This window comes from Serratia sp. AS12, assembly GCF_000214195.1.
GTDB lineage: Bacteria > Pseudomonadota > Gammaproteobacteria > Enterobacterales > Enterobacteriaceae > Serratia > Serratia plymuthica.
The window spans coordinates 1640793-1659195 of record NC_015566.1; the positions used below are offsets into that span (position 1 = coordinate 1640793).

At 55.8% G+C, this 18403-nt stretch carries 15 protein-coding genes; 7 read left to right on the forward strand and 8 right to left on the reverse strand.

The window, feature by feature from the left end; translation table 11 throughout:
• The first annotated feature begins 32 nt into the window (after nt 1-32).
• The 7 genes from SERAS12_RS07730 (at nt 33) to mglC (ending at nt 8474) form a co-directional block, all read left to right on the forward strand.
• Nucleotides 33-1190 carry a YbfB/YjiJ family MFS transporter gene (locus SERAS12_RS07730; protein WP_013812175.1) on the forward strand — a complete coding sequence of 386 codons (1158 nt, stop codon included), beginning with the start codon at nt 33-35 and terminating at the stop codon, nt 1188-1190.
• Between the two features lie 247 nt (nt 1191-1437).
• Entirely contained in the window at nt 1438-2103 is a 666-nt protein-coding gene (folE, locus tag SERAS12_RS07735; RefSeq protein WP_004942347.1) for a GTP cyclohydrolase I FolE, read from the forward strand.
• A 69-nt stretch (nt 2104-2172) separates the two neighbouring features.
• Nucleotides 2173-3354 (forward strand): DUF418 domain-containing protein YeiB, encoded by a 1182-nt coding sequence (gene yeiB, locus SERAS12_RS07740; protein ID WP_013812176.1) that lies wholly within the window; start codon nt 2173-2175, stop codon nt 3352-3354.
• A gap of 129 nt (nt 3355-3483) precedes the next feature.
• Nucleotides 3484-4521, forward strand: a complete 1038-nt coding sequence (gene galS / locus SERAS12_RS07745) for an HTH-type transcriptional regulator GalS (protein ID WP_013812177.1) — start codon at nt 3484-3486, stop codon at nt 4519-4521.
• A gap of 254 nt (nt 4522-4775) precedes the next feature.
• Entirely contained in the window at nt 4776-5768 is a 993-nt protein-coding gene (gene mglB / locus SERAS12_RS07750) for a galactose/glucose ABC transporter substrate-binding protein MglB (RefSeq protein ID WP_013812178.1), read from the forward strand.
• Between the two features lie 175 nt (nt 5769-5943).
• Nucleotides 5944-7452, forward strand: a complete 1509-nt coding sequence (mglA, locus tag SERAS12_RS07755) for a galactose/methyl galactoside ABC transporter ATP-binding protein MglA (protein ID WP_013812179.1) — start codon at nt 5944-5946, stop codon at nt 7450-7452.
• A gap of 11 nt (nt 7453-7463) precedes the next feature.
• Complete coding sequence (mglC, locus tag SERAS12_RS07760; protein WP_006322189.1) at nt 7464-8474, forward strand: galactose/methyl galactoside ABC transporter permease MglC; 1011 nt, start codon at nt 7464-7466, stop codon at nt 8472-8474.
• A 60-nt stretch (nt 8475-8534) separates the two neighbouring features.
• On the opposite strand, the gene sanA is transcribed toward mglC, so the two are convergent.
• The 8 genes from sanA to metG all read right to left on the reverse strand — a co-directional run bounded on the left by sanA (nt 8535) and on the right by metG (nt 18335).
• A complete protein-coding gene (sanA, locus tag SERAS12_RS07765) occupies nt 8535-9272 on the reverse strand; it encodes an outer membrane permeability protein SanA (protein ID WP_013812180.1) in 738 nt (245 codons plus the stop codon).
• 169 nt (nt 9273-9441) lie between these two features.
• A complete protein-coding gene (locus SERAS12_RS07770; protein ID WP_013812181.1) occupies nt 9442-11139 on the reverse strand; it encodes an NAD-dependent malic enzyme in 1698 nt (565 codons plus the stop codon).
• A gap of 221 nt (nt 11140-11360) precedes the next feature.
• On the reverse strand, nt 11361-12245 hold the full coding sequence (cdd, locus tag SERAS12_RS07775) for a cytidine deaminase (RefSeq protein WP_013812182.1): 885 nt from the start codon (nt 12243-12245) through the stop codon (nt 11361-11363).
• A 137-nt stretch (nt 12246-12382) separates the two neighbouring features.
• Nucleotides 12383-13078: a CidB/LrgB family autolysis modulator gene (locus SERAS12_RS07780; RefSeq protein ID WP_013812183.1), complete on the reverse strand. Its 696-nt coding sequence runs from the start codon at nt 13076-13078 to the stop codon at nt 12383-12385.
• On the reverse strand, nt 13075-13482 hold the full coding sequence (locus SERAS12_RS07785) for a CidA/LrgA family protein (RefSeq protein ID WP_013812184.1): 408 nt from the start codon (nt 13480-13482) through the stop codon (nt 13075-13077). The genes SERAS12_RS07780 and SERAS12_RS07785 overlap by 4 nt, the downstream gene beginning before the upstream one ends.
• 138 nt (nt 13483-13620) lie before the next feature.
• On the reverse strand, nt 13621-14847 hold the full coding sequence (locus tag SERAS12_RS07790) for an MFS transporter (protein ID WP_013812185.1): 1227 nt from the start codon (nt 14845-14847) through the stop codon (nt 13621-13623).
• 181 nt (nt 14848-15028) lie between these two features.
• Nucleotides 15029-16105 carry a sugar ABC transporter substrate-binding protein gene (locus tag SERAS12_RS07795; RefSeq protein ID WP_013812186.1) on the reverse strand — a complete coding sequence of 359 codons (1077 nt, stop codon included), beginning with the start codon at nt 16103-16105 and terminating at the stop codon, nt 15029-15031.
• Nucleotides 16106-16307: 202 nt separating this feature from the next.
• Nucleotides 16308-18335 (reverse strand): methionine--tRNA ligase, encoded by a 2028-nt coding sequence (gene metG / locus SERAS12_RS07800; protein WP_013812187.1) that lies wholly within the window; start codon nt 18333-18335, stop codon nt 16308-16310.
• Nucleotides 18336-18403: the final 68 nt, after the last annotated feature.

The following is an 18403-nucleotide window of genomic DNA, read 5'->3' on the forward strand; positions in this document are numbered from 1 at the left end:
CAACTTTCTTTTAACAGTCTGGATAACTCTACATGGCCTTAAGAATTGCCCTGAGCGGTTTTATTGCGTTGATCGTCGCCATGGGGATTGGGCGCTTCGCCTTTACCCCGCAGGTGCCGCTGATGATTGCCGAGCACCAGTTTACTCTGACCGGGGCCGGGCTGGTGGCGGCGATCAACTACCTGGGATATCTGTGCGGCGCTTACGACGCCATGCGCGCCAGCCGCCACGTTGAACGCCGGCTGTGGCTGGGCGTGTGGGGCGCGGTGGCCTTGACGCTGCTGTCCGCCGTGGTGCAGGGCGAGTGGTGGCATGGTGCGGTGCGTTTTGTCATCGGCTGGGCCAGCGGCTGGTCGATGGTCTTGGTAGCGGCCTGGACCAACGAGCGGTTGGCGCACTATGGCCGGCCGGCGCTGAGCGCTGCGGTGTTCGCCGGCCCAGGTGCCGGGATTTTTATCAGCGGCATGATGGCCGTGGGTATTCACAGCCTGGCGCTGACGGCGTCGCAGGCCTGGATGGTGTATGGCGTATTGGCGCTGGTGCTGATTGGCGCCATCAGCATCAACCTGCCGCGTGCCGGCGAGTTGCATCGCCCCAACGTGGCGGCGGAGCCGCTGCAACTGACCCCGGCGTTGAAACGCCTGGTATGGAGCTACAGCCTGGCGGGTTTTGGCTATATTCTGCCGGCGACCTTTCTGTCGCAGATGGCGGCGGCACGTTTTCCCGGTAGCCTGTTCGCTCAATTCGTTTGGCCGATCTTCGGCGGTGCGGCGGTGCTGGGGATCGTCCTCGGCATTCTGACCCGCCACCGGCTGACCACTCAGTCACGTCTGGCTATTACTCTGTGGGTGCAGGCGCTGGGGGTATTGTGCGCGGAAGTGGTGCCGGGTGTGGCCGGGTTGGCGCTGGGAGCGCTACTTACCGGCGGCGGTTTCCTCAGCGTGGTGCAGCTTTCCATCCAGCATGGCCGGGAGTTGGCGCCCAACCATGCACGTTATATGGCGGGATTGTTGACCACCGGTTATGCGCTGGGGCAACTGGTTGGCCCTACGTTGTCGGCGCTGTCGACGGCATTGACCCACAGGCTGGAACCGGCGCTGTATGTGGCGGTCGTGGGGCTTATCGTGGCCGGTCTGCTGGTGGTGAATACGCCGGCGCGCGAATTGGCGCGAAAACCGACGCTGCCGTGATTAAATTCCGTACAAAAAACGCGGGATACCCGCAGCAGGCCTGATTGTGCTAAATGCGAATATTTCACCTGCGGTTGAAACACAATCACTGGATAATCCCTTCACTCTCCTCTAGAGTGGGGGCAAAATCTTGACCGAGTTCACGTTATCAACTACGGAAACTTCTGCCGTCAGGAGAGTATGCAATTCACCTATCTGCCCGGTAAAGCTGTCGGATGGGTGAGTTCAAGTCCGTTGGAGAGAATAAATGACATCATTAAGTAAAGAAGCTGCCCTGGTTCACGCAGCGCTCGAAGAGCGTGGTCTGGAAACCCCGTTGCGCGGTGAAGTGCTGGATCGCGAAACGCGCAAACGTCGTATTAAAGAGCACATGACGGAAATCATGCAGCTGCTTAATCTCGACCTGTCCGACGACAGCCTGGCAGAAACCCCGCACCGCATTGCCAAAATGTATGTCGATGAGATTTTCTCCGGCCTGGACTACGCCAACTTCCCAAAAATCACCGTTATCGAAAACAAGATGAAGGTAGATGAAATGGTGACGGTGCGCGATATCACACTGACCAGCACCTGCGAGCATCACTTCGTGACCATCGACGGCAAAGCGACCGTGGCCTATATTCCGAAAGATGCGGTGATTGGTCTGTCGAAAATCAACCGTATCGTGCAGTTCTTCTCCCAGCGCCCCCAGGTGCAGGAGCGTTTGACTCAGCAGATCCTGGTGGCATTGCAAACCTTGCTCGGCACCAATAACGTGGCGGTATCGATTGATGCGGTCCATTATTGTGTTAAGGCACGCGGCATCCGTGACGCGACCAGCGCCACCACCACCACCTCTCTGGGCGGGCTGTTCAAGTCCAGCCAGAACACGCGCCAGGAGTTTTTGCGCGCGGTACGTCATCACCAGGGGTGATGGTGGGCCATAAAAAAGAACAGGCGCCTGCGGGCGCCTTTTTAATGACCGGCATACAGCGGTAAAATAATGAACACTAGCTCCCCGGCCCCCTTGCCACGCATCGCCACGCTGGACTGCGTGCGAGGTATCGCCATTCTCGGCATTCTTCTGCTGAATATCAGCGCCTTTGGCCTGCCAAAGGCGGCCTACCTTAACCCTGCCTATTTGGGGCTGCCGACGTCTCGCGATGTGTGGACTTGGGCGCTGCTGGATATTTTCGCGCAGGCCAAGTTTCTGGCGATGTTCGCCCTGTTATTCGGCGCAGGCCTGCAGATGCTGCTGCGCCGCGGCAAAGGCTGGATACGTGCCCGATTGTCATGGTTGGTGCTGTTTGGCCTGGGGCATGCCATTTTCCTGTGGGACGGTGATATTTTGCTGGCTTACGGCTTAATCGGCCTGGTGTGCTGGCGGATGATCCGCGACGCGAAGGACACTTACCAACTGCTGAAAACCGGCGTGGTACTGTACCTGATTGGCGTTGGGGTGTTGCTGCTGCTGGGGTTCGTTTCGCACGGTGAGCCGGGCGGTTTCTGGCAACCAGGCGTAGCTGAGCTGCAGTATGAGAAGTTCTGGAAATTGCAGGGGGGCATGGAGGCATGGCGTAGCCGTGTTGATCTGCTGTCTTCCAGCCTGCTGGCGATTGGCGCTCAATACGGCTGGGAACTGGCGGGTCTGATGCTGTTCGGTGCGGGGCTGATGCGCAGCGGTTGGCTACGCGGTACTTATTCGCCGGGCTACTATCGTCGACAGGCGGCTTGGTTGATACCGCTTTCATTGCTGATCCAATTGCCGGCGGTGGCGTTGCAGTGGCATTTGCACTGGGACTACCGCTGGAGCGGGTTTTTATTGCAGGTGCCGCGTGAACTGGGCTCGCCGCTGCAGGCGATGGGCTATTTGGCGCTGTGTTACGGTTTCTGGCCGACGCTGTCGCGCCTGCGCATCGGCCATTGGTTGACGCAGGTCGGGCGTATGGCGCTGAGCAATTACTTGCTGCAAACGCTGATCTGCACCACGCTGTTCTATCGGTTTGGCCTGTATCAGCAGTTTGACCGCCTGCAACTGTTGGCGTTTGTGCCGCTGGTCTGGCTGGCTAACCTGTTGTTTTCCAACCTGTGGCTGAGGTATTTCCCGCAGGGGCCGGTAGAGTGGCTGTGGCGTAAATTGACTCATCTGGCCGCCGGTCAGGCGGAACCCAAGGCGCTGAACTGAGATCTGGCGCAGACAGGTTAAAAAAATGTATGTAAACGTTTTCTTTCCTGTGACGTAATTCACGCAGAGGAGGATGACAAACGGGGTAGGATAACGCCACTGTCAACTACCCCGACCTCAGGATCTTTCATGGCCTCTGTTCACCCAATCACTATTCGCGACGTGGCGAAACGCGCGGGCGTGTCCGTGGCGACCGTCTCCCGCGTGCTGAACAACAGCGCCCTGACCAGCAAACAGACGCGTGAAAGGGTGCTGCAGGCGGTAGCGGAACTGGGCTACAGGCCCAATGCCAATGCGCAGGCGTTGGCCACCCAGAGCAGCGATACCCTCGGCGTGGTGGTGATGGACGTTTCCGATCCCTTCTTTGGCGCGTTGGTGAAAGCGGTAGACACTGTGGCGCAGAAAAACTACAAATACCTACTGATAGGCAACAGTTACCATCAGGCGGAAAAAGAGCGTCATGCCATCGAAGTATTGATTCGACAGCGATGCAATGCCTTGATTGTTCATGCAAAGGCCTTGTGTGACGCCGAGTTGATCTCCTTTCTCGAACAGGTGCCTGGCATGGTGCTGATTAACCGAATCATCACCGGCTACGAACACCGCTGCGTTGGCCTGGATAACGTCAGCGGTGCGGAGATGGCGATGCGCCTGCTGCTGTCGCAGGGCCATCAGCGTATTGGCTACCTGGGCTCCAATCACCCGATCGAAGACGGGCCGCTGCGTCAGCAGGGCTATGAACAGGCGATGAGCGTGGCGGGGCTGGCGACGCCGGACACCTGGCGCGCTTACGGTTCGCCGGATCTGCAGGGCGGGGAGGCCGCTATGGTCGAGCTGCTTGGTCGCAATCTGCACCTGAGCGCGGTGTTCGCTTACAACGACGCGATGGCCGCCGGTGCCATGGCGGTGCTGAAAGAAAACGGTATCATTGTGCCGCAAAATTTCTCGATAGTGGGGTTCGATGATATCCCCATTGCACGCTATACCAGCCCTAAACTGACCACGGTACGCTATCCTATTGTTACCATGGCGACTCTTGCCACTGAATTGGCCCTGCGGGGCGCGGCTGGCGGGCTGGAGCCACAGGCCCGTCACCTGTTTATGCCCACTCTGGTACGTCGCCATTCCGATGCGCCCTGGCAAAGTGAGGCGGCGGTCACTCTCTGAAGATTTAATCTTGTGTAACCGTTTTCAATCTGTGAGAAAATTCACAGATTATTAACATCACCCCGTCTATGCTCTAGGCGTTTTCCGGCGCAAAGGCACTTGCCGCTGCCGTTTTTATCTCGCGCTGACACAGCACTTTTCAGGAATAACATGATTCACGGATGACAGGGAACCTGCCAGACCCGGTCGTGCACCCACCGCCGGTTACCTTTGGCTCAATACCGAGTACGACCTACATAAACCGGAGACAGACAATGAATAAGAAGGTTTTCACCCTGGCCGCGACGGCCGCAGCCATGATGTTTGGTGCTGCAGCTCATGCAGATACCCGTATTGGCGTCACCATTTATAAATACGACGACAACTTTATGTCGGTAGTGCGCAAGGCGATCGAGAAAGACGCCAAGGCCTCTCCGGATATCACTCTGCTGATGAATGACTCGCAGAACGATCAGTCCAAGCAAAACGACCAGATCGACGTGCTGATCGCCAAGGGCGTGAAAGCGCTGGCGATTAACCTGGTTGACCCTGCCGCCGCTCCGGTGGTTATTGATAAGGCACGCGCAAACGATATCCCTATCGTGTTCTACAACAAAGAACCTTCCCGCAAAGCGCTGGACAGCTACGACAAAGCGTTTTATGTCGGGACCGACTCCAAGGAGTCCGGCGTGATCCAGGGCCAACTGATCGCCAAGCACTGGAAAGCCAACCCGAACTGGGATCTGAACAAAGACGGTCAGATTCAGTATGTGTTGCTGAAAGGCGAACCGGGCCATCCGGATGCCGAAGCGCGTACCACCTATGTGGTGAAAACGCTGAACGAAGGCGGTCTTAAAACTCAGCAACTGCAGATGGACACCGCCATGTGGGATACCGCTCAGGCGAAAGACAAAATGGACGCCTGGTTGTCCGGCCCGAACGCCAACAAAATTGAAGTGGTTATCGCCAACAACGATGCCATGGCAATGGGCGCGGTAGAAGCGCTGAAGGCGCACAACAAATCCAGCATTCCGGTATTCGGCGTGGATGCGCTGCCGGAAGCTCTGGCGATGGTCAAATCCGGCGCGATGGCGGGGACGGTGTTGAACGATGCCGACAACCAGGCTAAAGCCACCTTCGAGTTGGCGAAAAACCTGGCTGCGGGTAAACCGGCCGCCGACGGCACCCAATATAAAATCGAAAATAAAGTGGTGCGCATTCCTTACGTTGGCGTAGATAAAGACAATTTGTCTCAGTTTGTTAAGTAAGTTCTGAGCTAACCCGTAATGACCCCGCCTGGGGTGCGCTCAGCGCCAACACCAGGAAAGCCGCAGGCGGGGGAATTTTTTATTAAAATGACAGCCTATACCCACGAATTTCACTTTGCGGCTAACCACGCTGCGGTTTGAAAGACGATGGGTACAATAATAGCCAGGTGTATTTATGGCCGACAGCCCACGCGAATTCCTCCTGGAAATGACCGATATCAGTAAGTCATTCCCCGGCGTCAAGGCATTGGATAATGTTAACCTGCGCGTTCGTCCGCACTCCATTCATGCGTTAATGGGAGAGAACGGCGCCGGGAAATCGACATTATTAAAATGCCTGTTTGGCATTTATAAAAAAGATGCCGGCAGTATTGTTTTTCAGGGCCGGGAAATTGATTTCAAAAGCTCAAAAGAGGCGTTGGAACATGGCGTTTCAATGGTGCATCAGGAGTTAAACCTGGTCCTGCAGCGTACCGTGATGGACAACATGTGGTTGGGGCGTTACCCGACCAAAGGCATGTTTGTCGATCAGGAAAAGATGTTGAAGGACACCCAGGCGATATTCGACGAGCTGGATATTGATATCAACCCACGCGATAAAGTGGGCACGCTGTCGGTATCGCAAATGCAGATGATCGAAATCGCCAAGGCGTTTTCCTATGACGCCAAGATTGTCATTATGGATGAGCCGACCTCGTCACTGACGGAAAAAGAGGTGAACCATCTGTTCACCATTATTCGTAAGCTGAAAGAGCGCGGCTGCGGCATTGTTTATATCTCGCACAAAATGGAAGAGATCTTCCAGCTGTGCGATGAAATCACCATCCTGCGCGATGGCCAGTGGATTGCCACTCAGCCGCTGGAAGGGCTGGATATGGACAAGATCATCTCGATGATGGTGGGCCGTTCGCTCAGTCAGCGTTTCCCCGACAGGCAGAATACGCCGGGAGAGGTGATTCTGGAGGTGAAGAACCTGACGTCATTGCGCCAGCCTTCGATTCGCGATGTTTCTTTCGATCTTCACAAAGGTGAAATTCTTGGCATTGCCGGGTTGGTGGGCGCCAAGCGCACGGACATTGTGGAAACCCTGTTCGGTATCCGTGAAAAAGTGGCAGGTACCATCAAGCTGCACGGCAAGGCCATCAACAATCACAGCGCCAATGAAGCGATTAACCACGGTTTTGCACTGGTAACGGAAGAGCGACGCTCTACCGGGATTTACGCCTATCTGGACGTGGGCTTCAACTCGCTGATATCCAATATCCGCAACTATAAAAATAAAATCGGTCTGCTGGACAACGCCCGGATGAAAAGCGACACCCAATGGGTAATCGACGCCATGCGGGTCAAAACGCCGGGCCATCATACCCATATCGGTTCGCTGTCCGGCGGTAACCAGCAGAAGGTGATTATCGGCCGCTGGCTGTTAACCCAACCGGAAATATTAATGCTGGATGAACCGACGCGCGGCATTGACGTCGGCGCCAAATTCGAAATTTATCAGCTGATGACCGAATTGGCGAAGAAGGGCAAGGGGATCATTATTGTCTCGTCCGAAATGCCGGAGCTTTTGGGAATTACCGACAGAATACTGGTGATGAGTAATGGTCAGGTTGCGGGCATCGTTAACACCAAACAGACCTCGCAAAATGAAATTTTACGTCTCGCATCCCTGCACCTTTAAGGATCAGAATTATGAACGCGCTGAATAAAAAAACTTTGTTCACCTATTTTAAAGAAGGTGGCATTTACGTGGTATTGCTGGTGCTGCTGGCAATTATTATTATCCAGGACCCGACTTTCCTCAGTTTAATGAACCTGAGCAACATCCTGACCCAGTCATCGGTGCGTATTATTATTGCGCTGGGCGTGGCCGGGCTGATCGTGACTCAGGGTACAGACCTGTCCGCCGGGCGACAGGTTGGGTTGGCGGCGGTGGTAGCGGCAACGCTGCTGCAGTCGATGGACAACGTCAATAAAGTGTTTCCGCATATGGAAACCTGGTCGATTCCGCTGGTGATCCTGCTGGTGTGCGCCGTGGGTGCGGTGATCGGCCTGGTGAACGGTCTGATCATCGCCTACCTGAATGTGACGCCGTTTATTACCACCCTGGGTACCATGATCATCGTCTACGGCATCAACTCGCTGTATTACGATTCTGTCGGCGCTTCGCCGGTAGCGGGGTTCGATCCGAAGTTCTCTACCTTTGCCCAGGGATTCCTGCGCTTTGGCGACTTTAAGCTGTCGTACATTACCTTCTACGCCATCATCGCGATTATTTTTGTCTGGATCCTGTGGAATAAAACCCGCTTCGGCAAAAATATCTTCGCCATCGGCGGTAACCCGGAAGCGGCAAAGGTTTCCGGCGTGAACGTGCCGTTGAACCTGATCATGATCTATGCGCTGTCCGGTGTGTTCTATGCGTTTGGCGGCCTGTTGGAGGCCGGTCGTATCGGCAGCGCCACCAACAACCTCGGCTTTATGTATGAGCTGGATGCCATCGCCGCCTGCGTGGTGGGCGGCGTGTCCTTTGCCGGTGGGGTGGGGACGGTGTTGGGCGTAGTGACCGGGGTGATCATCTTTACCGTCATCAACTACGGGCTGACCTACATTGGCGTTAACCCTTACTGGCAGTACATCATCAAGGGCGGCATCATTATCTTCGCCGTGGCGCTGGATTCACTGAAATACGCCAAGAAGAAATAAGCGTTCTTCAGATATAACAACGGCCAGCAAATGCTGGCCGTTGTTATTTGTATGGCGGGATTACTTGGCCTTTTGCTTTTCTTCTTTCAGCTTGTGCTCCAGCTCCACCAGTTGCTCTGGCGACACCGCCGGATAACCCTGGGCATCCTCAGGCACGGCATGCATGGAGGAGATGGGAATCAGCGGGCCGAGGAAGCGCGGTTCGCGTTTGAGTATGTACAGGTCGGTCAGCGCGCCAAGGCGAGCGAAGATCTCGCGAGCGCGCACCGTCATCATGTCTTTCGGCGACGGCACTGCGTAGCATTGAGCCTGTATCCCCATATGCAGGGCAATAAACAGCGCGCGCTCGCAGTGGAAACGCTGGGTGATAATGATGAAGTCATTGGTGTCGAACACCTTGCGGGTGCGCACGATGGAGTCCAGGGTGCGGAACCCGGCGTAATCCAGCACGATATCGCTGGGCGCCACGCCTGCGGCGATCAGATCGCGGCGCATGGTCATGGGCTCGTTATAGCTTTGCTGGGCGTTGTCTCCGCTCAGCAGCAGGTATTTCACCTTGCCGCTGTTATAGGCGTTAATCGCGCCCTGAATACGGTAACGGTAATACTGGTTGATGACGCCGGTACGGTAATATTTGGCGGTGCCGAGCACCACGCCAACCTGGCGATGAGGCAGACCCTGGAGTTCGTCGTAGACGTAGGGTGCGGTTTTCCAACTGATCCAGCGATCGAGCGCGAGCGCCGAGAGCATCAACACCGCAATGATGATGAACAGGCTGATTATCAGGCGTTTCCACATGTTATTGCCTTACGCGCACAGGGGCCAAAAAAGATGGCTCAAGGCTACTTTACCTGACTGGCTGACGCAAGCTGTCCACCGCCTGAAGCACGTATTGCGCCGCATTTTTAGGCGGTTTTGACAATAAAAAAGGTCCGGCGTGCCGGACCTTGCGCTTCACCTGCGTAAATCAGAACGAGGTGCGTTTGTAGCTGCGGTACTGCGGTCGCCAGAAGTTGTGTTCAATGGCTTTCGACAGCGCTTCTTCAGAGGTGACTACCGCCATTCCCTGCAGCTGCGCCGCTTTACCCACTTCCATCGCGATGCACTTGGATACGCCCTGAATATCGTCGATATCCGGCAACAGCGCGCCATGTCCGTCGGTCGCCAGCGGCGAACAATCTGCCAGCGCACGGCTGGCGGCCATCAGCATGGCATCGGTCACGCGAGTGGCGCCGGAAGCCAACACGCCCAAACCAATCCCCGGGAAGATATAGGAGTTGTTGCATTGGGCGATAGGGAACAGCTGGTCTTTATAGCTCACTGGCGCGAACGGGCTGCCGGTCGCGACCAGCGCGGCACCGTCGGTCCAGTTAATGATGTCTTCCGGGCGGGCTTCCACGCGCGAGGTCGGGTTGGACAGCGGCATGACGATCGGACGCGGACAATGCTTGTGCATTTCGCGGATCAGCTCTTCGGTAAACAGGCCCGGCTGGCCGGAAACGCCGATCAAAATGCTTGGTTTGGCGTTACGCACCACGTCCAGCAGAGAGATGGCGTCGCTGGACGTCTGCCACGAAGCCAGGTTTTCGCTCTTTTGCACCAGTTTGCTCTGGAAATCGAGCAGGTTGGGCAGTTTGTCGGTCAGCAGGCCGAAACGGTCCACCATGAAGACCTGGGCGCGCGCTTCGTCTTCGCTCAACCCTTCGGATTTCATCTGCGCGATAATCTGTTCGGCGATGCCGCAACCGGCTGAACCGGCGCCAAGGAAGGTCACGGTTTGGTCGCGCAACTGGCTGCCGGCGGCGCGGCTGGCGGCGATCAGGCTGCCCAAGGTGACCGCTGCGGTGCCCTGAATATCGTCGTTGAAGCAGCAAATCTCATCGCGATAGCGGTTCAACAGCGGAGTGGCGTTGTTTTGCGCGAAGTCTTCGAACTGCAGCAGCACATTTGGCCAGCGGCGTTTTACGGCCTGAATGAACTCTTCGACAAAGGCGTGGTATTCATCGCCGGAGATGCGCGGGTGGCGCCAGCCCATGTACAGCGGATCGTTCAGGCGCTGCGGGTTGTTGGTGCCGACGTCCAGTACGACCGGCAGGGTATAGGCCGGGCTGATGCCGCCACAGGCGGTATACAGCGACAGCTTGCCGATAGGAATGCCCATGCCGCCGATGCCCTGATCGCCCAGGCCGAGAATACGCTCACCGTCGGTGACCACGATCACTTTGACGTTTTGCTTGGTGGCGTTTTGCAGCATGTCGTCGATGCGATCGCGGTTTGGGTAGGAGATAAACAGCCCGCGCGCGCGGCGGTAGATATCGGAGAAATGCTCACAGGCCTCACCGACCGTCGGGGTGTAAATGATGGGCATCATCTCGCTCAGATGCGCGTCCAGCAGGCGGTAGAACAGGGTTTCGTTGGTATCCTGGATATTGCGCAGATAGATGTGCTTGTCGTTATCGTTCTTGAAATCCTGATACTGACGATAGGCGCGCTCAACCTGTTCTTCGATGGTTTCCACCGCTTCAGGCAGTAAACCGTGCAGGTTGAAATGGCTGCGTTCATCTTCAGTGAAGGCGCTGCCTTTGTTCAGCAGCGGAAATTCCAGCAGAATCGGGCCGGCGTAAGGGATGTAGAGGGGGCGTTTGCTTTCGTATTCAAGTTCCATTGTTTTGCTCTTCAACGTATCGGATAACTTTTATGATGCCGATCCTAAAAGATCGGGAAAATATGTACAGCAATTGTTATCGGATCATGAGGTAAATTGGCGTAATTATCGACGATCACGCCCTAATTTAACTAAAGAAAGTGTTTTAAGACGTGAATGCCATTGTAATCGGCTTACGGGGCTGTTAACAGCGGTGCCGGGCGGCACCGCCGTGATCGGGATCAGAAAGTGATGCGGCTGACGTTTTGGCAACCCAGCGCTTCCAGGGTGGCACGGGTCGCGTCCCACTGGGTGAGGATAGCGGTTTGTGGCTCAGCCAGTACCGCGCGGCGGATTTTCCGGCAGTCGCGTCCGGAGACGTTCAGCAGAATCAACGCAGCTTGCAGCGGCGGCAGGCTTGGGTTAAAGGCAGCGTTCTCCGCATAGCGCCCGGCGTAAATCGTGCCGTCTTCGGCCTCCAGCGCGACACCGCTGTGGGCGTTGCTGTAGGGCGCATGGCTCTGGTTAGCGGCGGCCAGCGCGGCTTTCTCCAGTTCGTCAGACAGCGTCAACTGGTAGCCCTGATCGACCCGGTCCATCAGCAGCGTGGCGATATCCAGATCTTTCGGGCCGAACGAATCCGGCAGATAGTCGCCAAGCGTGGCAGGCTCACGGCCGGGCAGGCGAATTTGCAGGCCGGCACCGCTGTTCAGTTCGTTCATAAACTGACGGCAGTGGCCGCAAGGCGTGTAGTTAACGGTGATCGAGACCAGGCCAGGTTCACCGCGTAACCAGGCGTGGGTCACGGCACACTGTTCTGCATGAATGGTTTGTTGCATCGGCGCACCGCTGAACTCCATATTGGCGCCAAAATAGAGATTGCCGCTCTGGCCGCGGGCAATGGCACCGACGTGGAAATGAGAGATCGGCGCTAACGAGCAGGCGGCCGCCAAAGGCAGCAGGGCAAATGCCAGAGCATCATCATCCAGCCCGCAGCGCTGCTTGATCGCGTCTACCTGCTCCGCTCTGAACATGGCCGGGAAATCGGGCGCATCAAAATAAGGCAGCAGGATGGATTGCAATGTCGCGGACAGTTCGCCGAAAGCAGTGTGAAAACGCGGATGCATAGAAAATCTCTCTACAGGTTAACGGGATAACATTTTAGGCAGCCTTGAAGCAATAAAGTGTGATTTATATCTCTTTATTGATGAAATCAATGCAATGAAAACGATAAATGCGAGATGTATCGCAAGTTTATAACCCGTTAACCGAACAAATGCAGTAGCACCGGGAAGACAAAGGGCGCCAGCAGCGAAGTAATAATCCCGCAGATCACCAGCGCCAGCGAACTGAAAGCGCCTTCCTGATAGTCCATTTCCGCACAGCGTGCCGTGCCTATGGCATGCGAAGCGGTGCCCATCGCCAGGCCGCGTGCCGAACGGGTGGTGATTTTCAGCCCTCTGAACAACGAATGACCAAATACCGACCCGAAGATGCCGGCGAAAATAACGCAGACGGCACTGATTGCGGGGATGCCGCCAAGGGATCCCGCTACCGCCATGGCGATCGGCGTAGTGACGGATTTCGGCATGATTGACGCGGCAATCTCGGGCGTTGCGCCCATCCACAGCGCGATGGCGCCGCCGCTGATCATCGCCGTCATGCTGCCGATAAAGCACACTGCGATAATCGACTTCCAGCGGGCGCGGATCTGATGCAACTGCTCATACAGCGGGAAGGCTAGCGCCACCACCGCCGGTTGCAGCAAATCGTTGAGAATTTTGCTGCCCTGAAAATAGCGTTCATAGGGAACGCCGGTCAGCAGCAGCAGGGGAATGATCACCGCCATGGAAACCAGCAACGGGTTCAGCAGCGGCATCTTCAGCCGCTGAGCCAGCCAGCGAGCCGCAAAGTAGACCAACAGCGTCAACGGCAATGACCACCAGATTTCATGGATCATTTTTTACCCTCCGCAGGATCGTCACTGCCGATGATTTTACGTTCACGGTGAAAATAATGAGAGGTGCAGGCGACGACGATAAGCACCATCAGGGTGCTGATAACGCAGGAAACCACCAGCGGGCTGAGATGTTCGATGATTTCATCGTAATAGTTCATCACGCCGACGCCAATCGGCACGAACAGCAGCACCATATAACGGATCAGCAGATGACAGCCGGGCTTGACCCATTTCGCCGGCAAAATTTGGCTGGAGAGCAGGGCAAACAGGATCAGCATGCCGATAATGCTACCGGGAATGGCGATCGGCAGTAGCGCTGCGATGGCATTGCCGGCAAACAAGCAGAGGTAGATAAGGACGATTGCCCTCAGGTATTTCCAGCACAGTGCAAGCACGTTGACCATCACCTTTTCCCGTTTAACTGATGTATTCATCATACAATTAAACTGTGACCTGCGCCACAAATCACACCATGAATTCTCTCTATGACATCCATGCCAGTTAGGCAGGTTGACAGCACTGGCGAAAGGTCGCGCGCGGCCTTATTCCACGTGGGTGGCGATCGCATTCGGTTGCTGTTTTTGCGCCAGCCGATGGCCGAGGAAAAAGAATAGCAGGCTCAATAACGCGGCGGCAATCAACATCAGAAACATCAATGGCGGTGCGGCGTAGCTGAGGATAAAACCGCAGAGCACCGGGTTGATGGCGCCCCCCAACGCACTGAGGTTTTGCACGCCGTAGTAGCTGCCCTTCAGATGTGCTGGTGCGATAAAGTCGATAAACATATATTCCACCGGGATAACGATAATCTCCCCCAGCGTGAATATCGCCATGGCCACGGCCCACAGCCAGACGGATTGCCCCGCCAGCATGAAACCGACCAGCCCGACAATGAAAAAGAGTGTGCCCAGCGCCAGCCAGCGCAGCATGTTTTCCTGACGCATGCCCCGGCTCAGCAGATACTGCAACGCGATGACGATACAGGCATTGACGATCATCACCACGCCAATGATTTTGTACGCGAATTCGGCGTTCGAGACGATAATCAGGTATTGCGACAGATAGCCGGTGAACTGGCCGAAAACGACTGCCCCCAGCGTACTGCCGAGCGTAAAGTAGATTAGCCGACGATCGCTGCGCAGGATGGTCAGCGTCTGACGAAAATCAGGCAATGTGGTCGGCGCAGATTCGGTGGCCGCGGGTTGCCTTGCGTGCAACTGCCCACGCAGACGAAAGCTCAGTGTCGCCACCGTCAATAAGGCCAGCCCACCGGAGAGGTAGAACGGCAGCAGCGGGTTCAGCCCGGCCACCATAACGCCCAGAGATGACCCCACAGCCCAGCCGACATTTACCAGCGTGTAGTTGAGCGAAAAGGCTTTTATACGCTGAGTGACGGGCAGCCAGTCGGCAAAGCACGCCTTAATGGTGATGCCCAGCACCGAGTAGGCAGTATGCAGAATCGCCAGCACCAGAACGATACCCCCTGGGCGCGGGATCCACGGGATGGCGAAAAAGCTCAGGGCGAACAGTAAAATGGAAAGCAGGATCAGTGTGTTTTTGTTGAACTTGTCCACCAGATAGCCGCCATACAGGCTGGCGAAAATGCCGATCGCCAGGCTGATGCCCAGAATAATGCCGACGCTTTTCGGCAACAGGTGGAAATGCCCGGTGAGGTAAATAGTAATGAACGGCAGCGTGACGCCGCGGCCAATGGTCAACACCAGCGAACTAGCCAGCAGTGCGATGATCAGCGGTGGGAATCCCTTCATGTCGGACCTGTTTATGCATACAGCTATTAAGCGATGTTGATAACATAGCTCATTTTGGCCGACTGGGAAGATGTTGTGTGAAAAAAAGAGGTTATATCGCCGCTTTCAGGCTGCTGTTGCCCCGATCAATATGGGCGCTGCATGCAGCGCCCATACTCTACCTGGGGATAAGCGAAAGAGATTATTTGCCCGATTTGGCCTGTAGCGTGGCGAACCACGGCTGGATAAAATCGCTGCTGCTGCCCCAGCCCGGAATGATTTTTGCCAGCCCGGCTACGTTGATCGGCCCCGGCTGGCTGGCCAACAACGCCTGCGGAATAGACGCAGCCTTGAACTCATAGGTTGCAGGCGTCGGTTCGCCGGCAATCTTGTTCGCTACCAGACGCAGGTTTACCGCACCAATCAGCTTGGTATCCACCGCTACGCTGACTTTCCACGGGCTATTGGCTTCGCGCATCAGTTGCAGATCCTGATTGGAAATATCGATGCTGTACAGTTTGATTTCGGTACGGCCATTTTCTTTCAGTGCCTTGTAGGCGCCCTGGCTAAAGGCGTCCCAGGTACCCCAGATTGCGTCAATCTTGCCTTTCGGATACTTGGCCAGCACCGCGCCAACCTTGTTGGCGGTATCGCCCTGCACGTCCGATGACACTGCGCCGATCGATTCCAGTTCGTGAATGCCCGGATTTTGCCTCAGCAACTGCTGGTAGGCAGCCTGACGGCGCTCCATCGGCGGGAAACCGGCGACCCAAAGCTTAATGATATTGGCTTTCCCGTTGAAGTCTTTAATCAGTTGGCCGAACGACTCATTTGCCAGCGAAGCGTCATCCTGTTGCGAAACCGTTACGCCGGGAATGCTGCCGCTGACGTCGGTATCAAACACGGAGACGGCAATGCCTGCCGCCGCAATGCGTTTGACCAAATCGGTGGAATAGGGCGCGCGGCCCTGCGAGAGAATAATGCCGTCATATTTTTGGCTGATGGCCTGGTTCACGAAATCTTGAAAACGCGCGTCGTCACCGTTGCTGAGGAAGGTATCCACTTTGAAACCCAGCTTACGCCCTTCCTGAATGGCGCCGGCCAGAAACTGAGTGGTGTTGTCGTCGGAACCCAGGTTACGGATCACTGCAATGCGGATCGGCCCCTGATGCTGGGCAATGGCGGTTGGCTCCGGTGCCGGCGTGGACGATTCTGCGGCGAACAGTGGCAGGGCGGCCAGCAGGCCAATGGCCAGTAGCGGTGTTTTTATCGTTTTCATTATTATTGGCTCCAAAAGCAGGTGATGGCTATCCCGGTAAGGGATTATTTATAGCAGCCTTTACGTCTGGACGTCTATATATGATGCTGAAATATATCACTTGTGGGAGGCATATAAAATTTGCCTGCGTTGGCGTCTTTTGGGGGGCACAAATAAAAAGGGCCGAGCAGCAGCTCGACCCTTAAGGCAACGGAAACGGCGGTTACTTCACCTGCATTCCTGGCTGAGCACCGCTGTCCGGGCTGAGCAGGAAGATCTCTTTGCCGCCTGGGCCGGCAGCCATCACCATGCCTTCAGAGATGCCGAAACGCATTTTGCGCGGCGCAAGGTTGGCGACCATGATGGTCAGGCGGCCTTCGAGCGCTTTCGGATCCGGGTAGGCGGAACGGATGCCGGAGAAGATCTGACGAGACTCACCGCCCAGATCCAACTGCAGTTTCAGCAGTTTGTCAGAGCCTTCGACAAAGTCGGCGCTCTTGATCAAGGCGATGCGCATATCAACCTTGGCGAAATCGTCAAAGGTGATGGTTTCCTGAATCGGATCTTCAGCCAGCGGGCCGCTGACCACTTTAGCTGCTGCCATGTCTTCTTTTGAAGCGCTGACCATTTCATTCACCTTGTCCAGATCGATACGGTTGAACAGGGCTTTGAACGCATTAACCTGGTGGCCCAGCAGCGGTTGCTGGATTGCATCCCAGGTCAGTTCGCAGTTGAGGAAGGCTTCGGTACGTTCCGTCAGCGATGGCAGTACCGGCTTGAGGTAGGTCATCAGTACGCGGAACAGGTTGATGCCCATCGAGCAGATGGCTTGCAAATCGGCATCGCGGCCTTCTTGCTTTGCGACGACCCAAGGTGCTTGCTCATCCACATACCGGTTGGCCAGATCGGCCAGCGCCATGATTTCGCGGATTGCTCGGCCGGACTCACGGCTGGCGTAGGCGTCGGCGATGCTTTCTGCCGCGTCAACGAAGGTTTGGTACAGCGCCGGATCGGCCAGGTTATCGGCCAGTTGGCCGCCAAAACGCTTGCTGATAAAGCCGGCGTTGCGCGAAGCCAGGTTAACCACCTTGTTCACGATATCGGCATTCACGCGTTGCACGAAATCTTCCAGATTCAGGTCGATGTCGTCAATGCGCGAGGACAGCTTGGCGGCGTAGTAATAACGCAGGCAGTCGGCATCCAGATGTTGCAGGTAGGTGCCGGCCTTGATGAAGGTGCCGCGGGACTTGGACATCTTGGCGCCGTTTACCGTCACATAACCGTGTACGAACAGGTTGGTCGGTTTGCGGAAGTTACTGCCTTCCAGCATCGCCGGCCAGAACAGGCTGTGGAAATAAACGATGTCTTTGCCGATGAAGTGATACAGCTCGGTGCTGGAGTCTTTGCGCCAGAACTCGTCGAAGTCCAGATCGCCGCGTTTGTCGCACAGATTTTTGAATGAGCCCATATAGCCGATTGGCGCATCCAGCCAGACGTAGAAGTATTTGCCCGGTGCGTCCGGGATCTCAAAGCCGAAGTAAGGCGCGTCGCGGGAAATATCCCACTGTTGCAGACCCGACTCAAACCACTCCTGCATCTTGTTCGCTACCTGCTCTTGCAGCGCGCCGGAACGGGTCCAGGCCTGCAGCATTTCGCTGAACGAAGGCAGATCGAAGAAGAAGTGCTCCGAATCACGCAAGATCGGCGTGGCGCCGGAAACAACGGATTTTGGTTCGATAAGCTCGGTTGGGCTATAGGTCGCGCCGCACACTTCGCAGTTGTCGCCGTATTGGTCCGGCGATTTGCATTTCGGACAGGTGCCTTTCACGAATCGGTCAGGCAGGAACATGCCTTTTTCCGGATCGTACAACTGGGAAATAGTCCGGTTCTTGATAAAGCCGTTTTCTTTCAGACGGCCGTATATCAGGCTCGAGAGTTCACGGTTTTCATCGCTATGGGTGGAGTGATAGTTATCATAGCTGATGCCAAAACCGGCGAAATCCTGTTGGTGCTCCTGGCTCATTTCCGCAATCATTTCTTCCGGCTTGATACCCAACTGCTGAGCTTTCAGCATGATCGGCGTGCCGTGCGCGTCGTCCGCACAGATGAAATGAACCTCGTGGCCGCGCATTCGTTGGTAACGAACCCAGATATCTGCCTGGATGTGCTCGAGCATGTGGCCGAGATGGATGGAACCATTTGCGTACGGTAGCGCGCACGTCACCAATAATTTTTTCGCGACTTGAGCCATAGTGAGAACTTGCTTTCTGTAATGAATAAAAAGGGTCTTCGATGTTACCCGATCGCGCCCTCTACGGC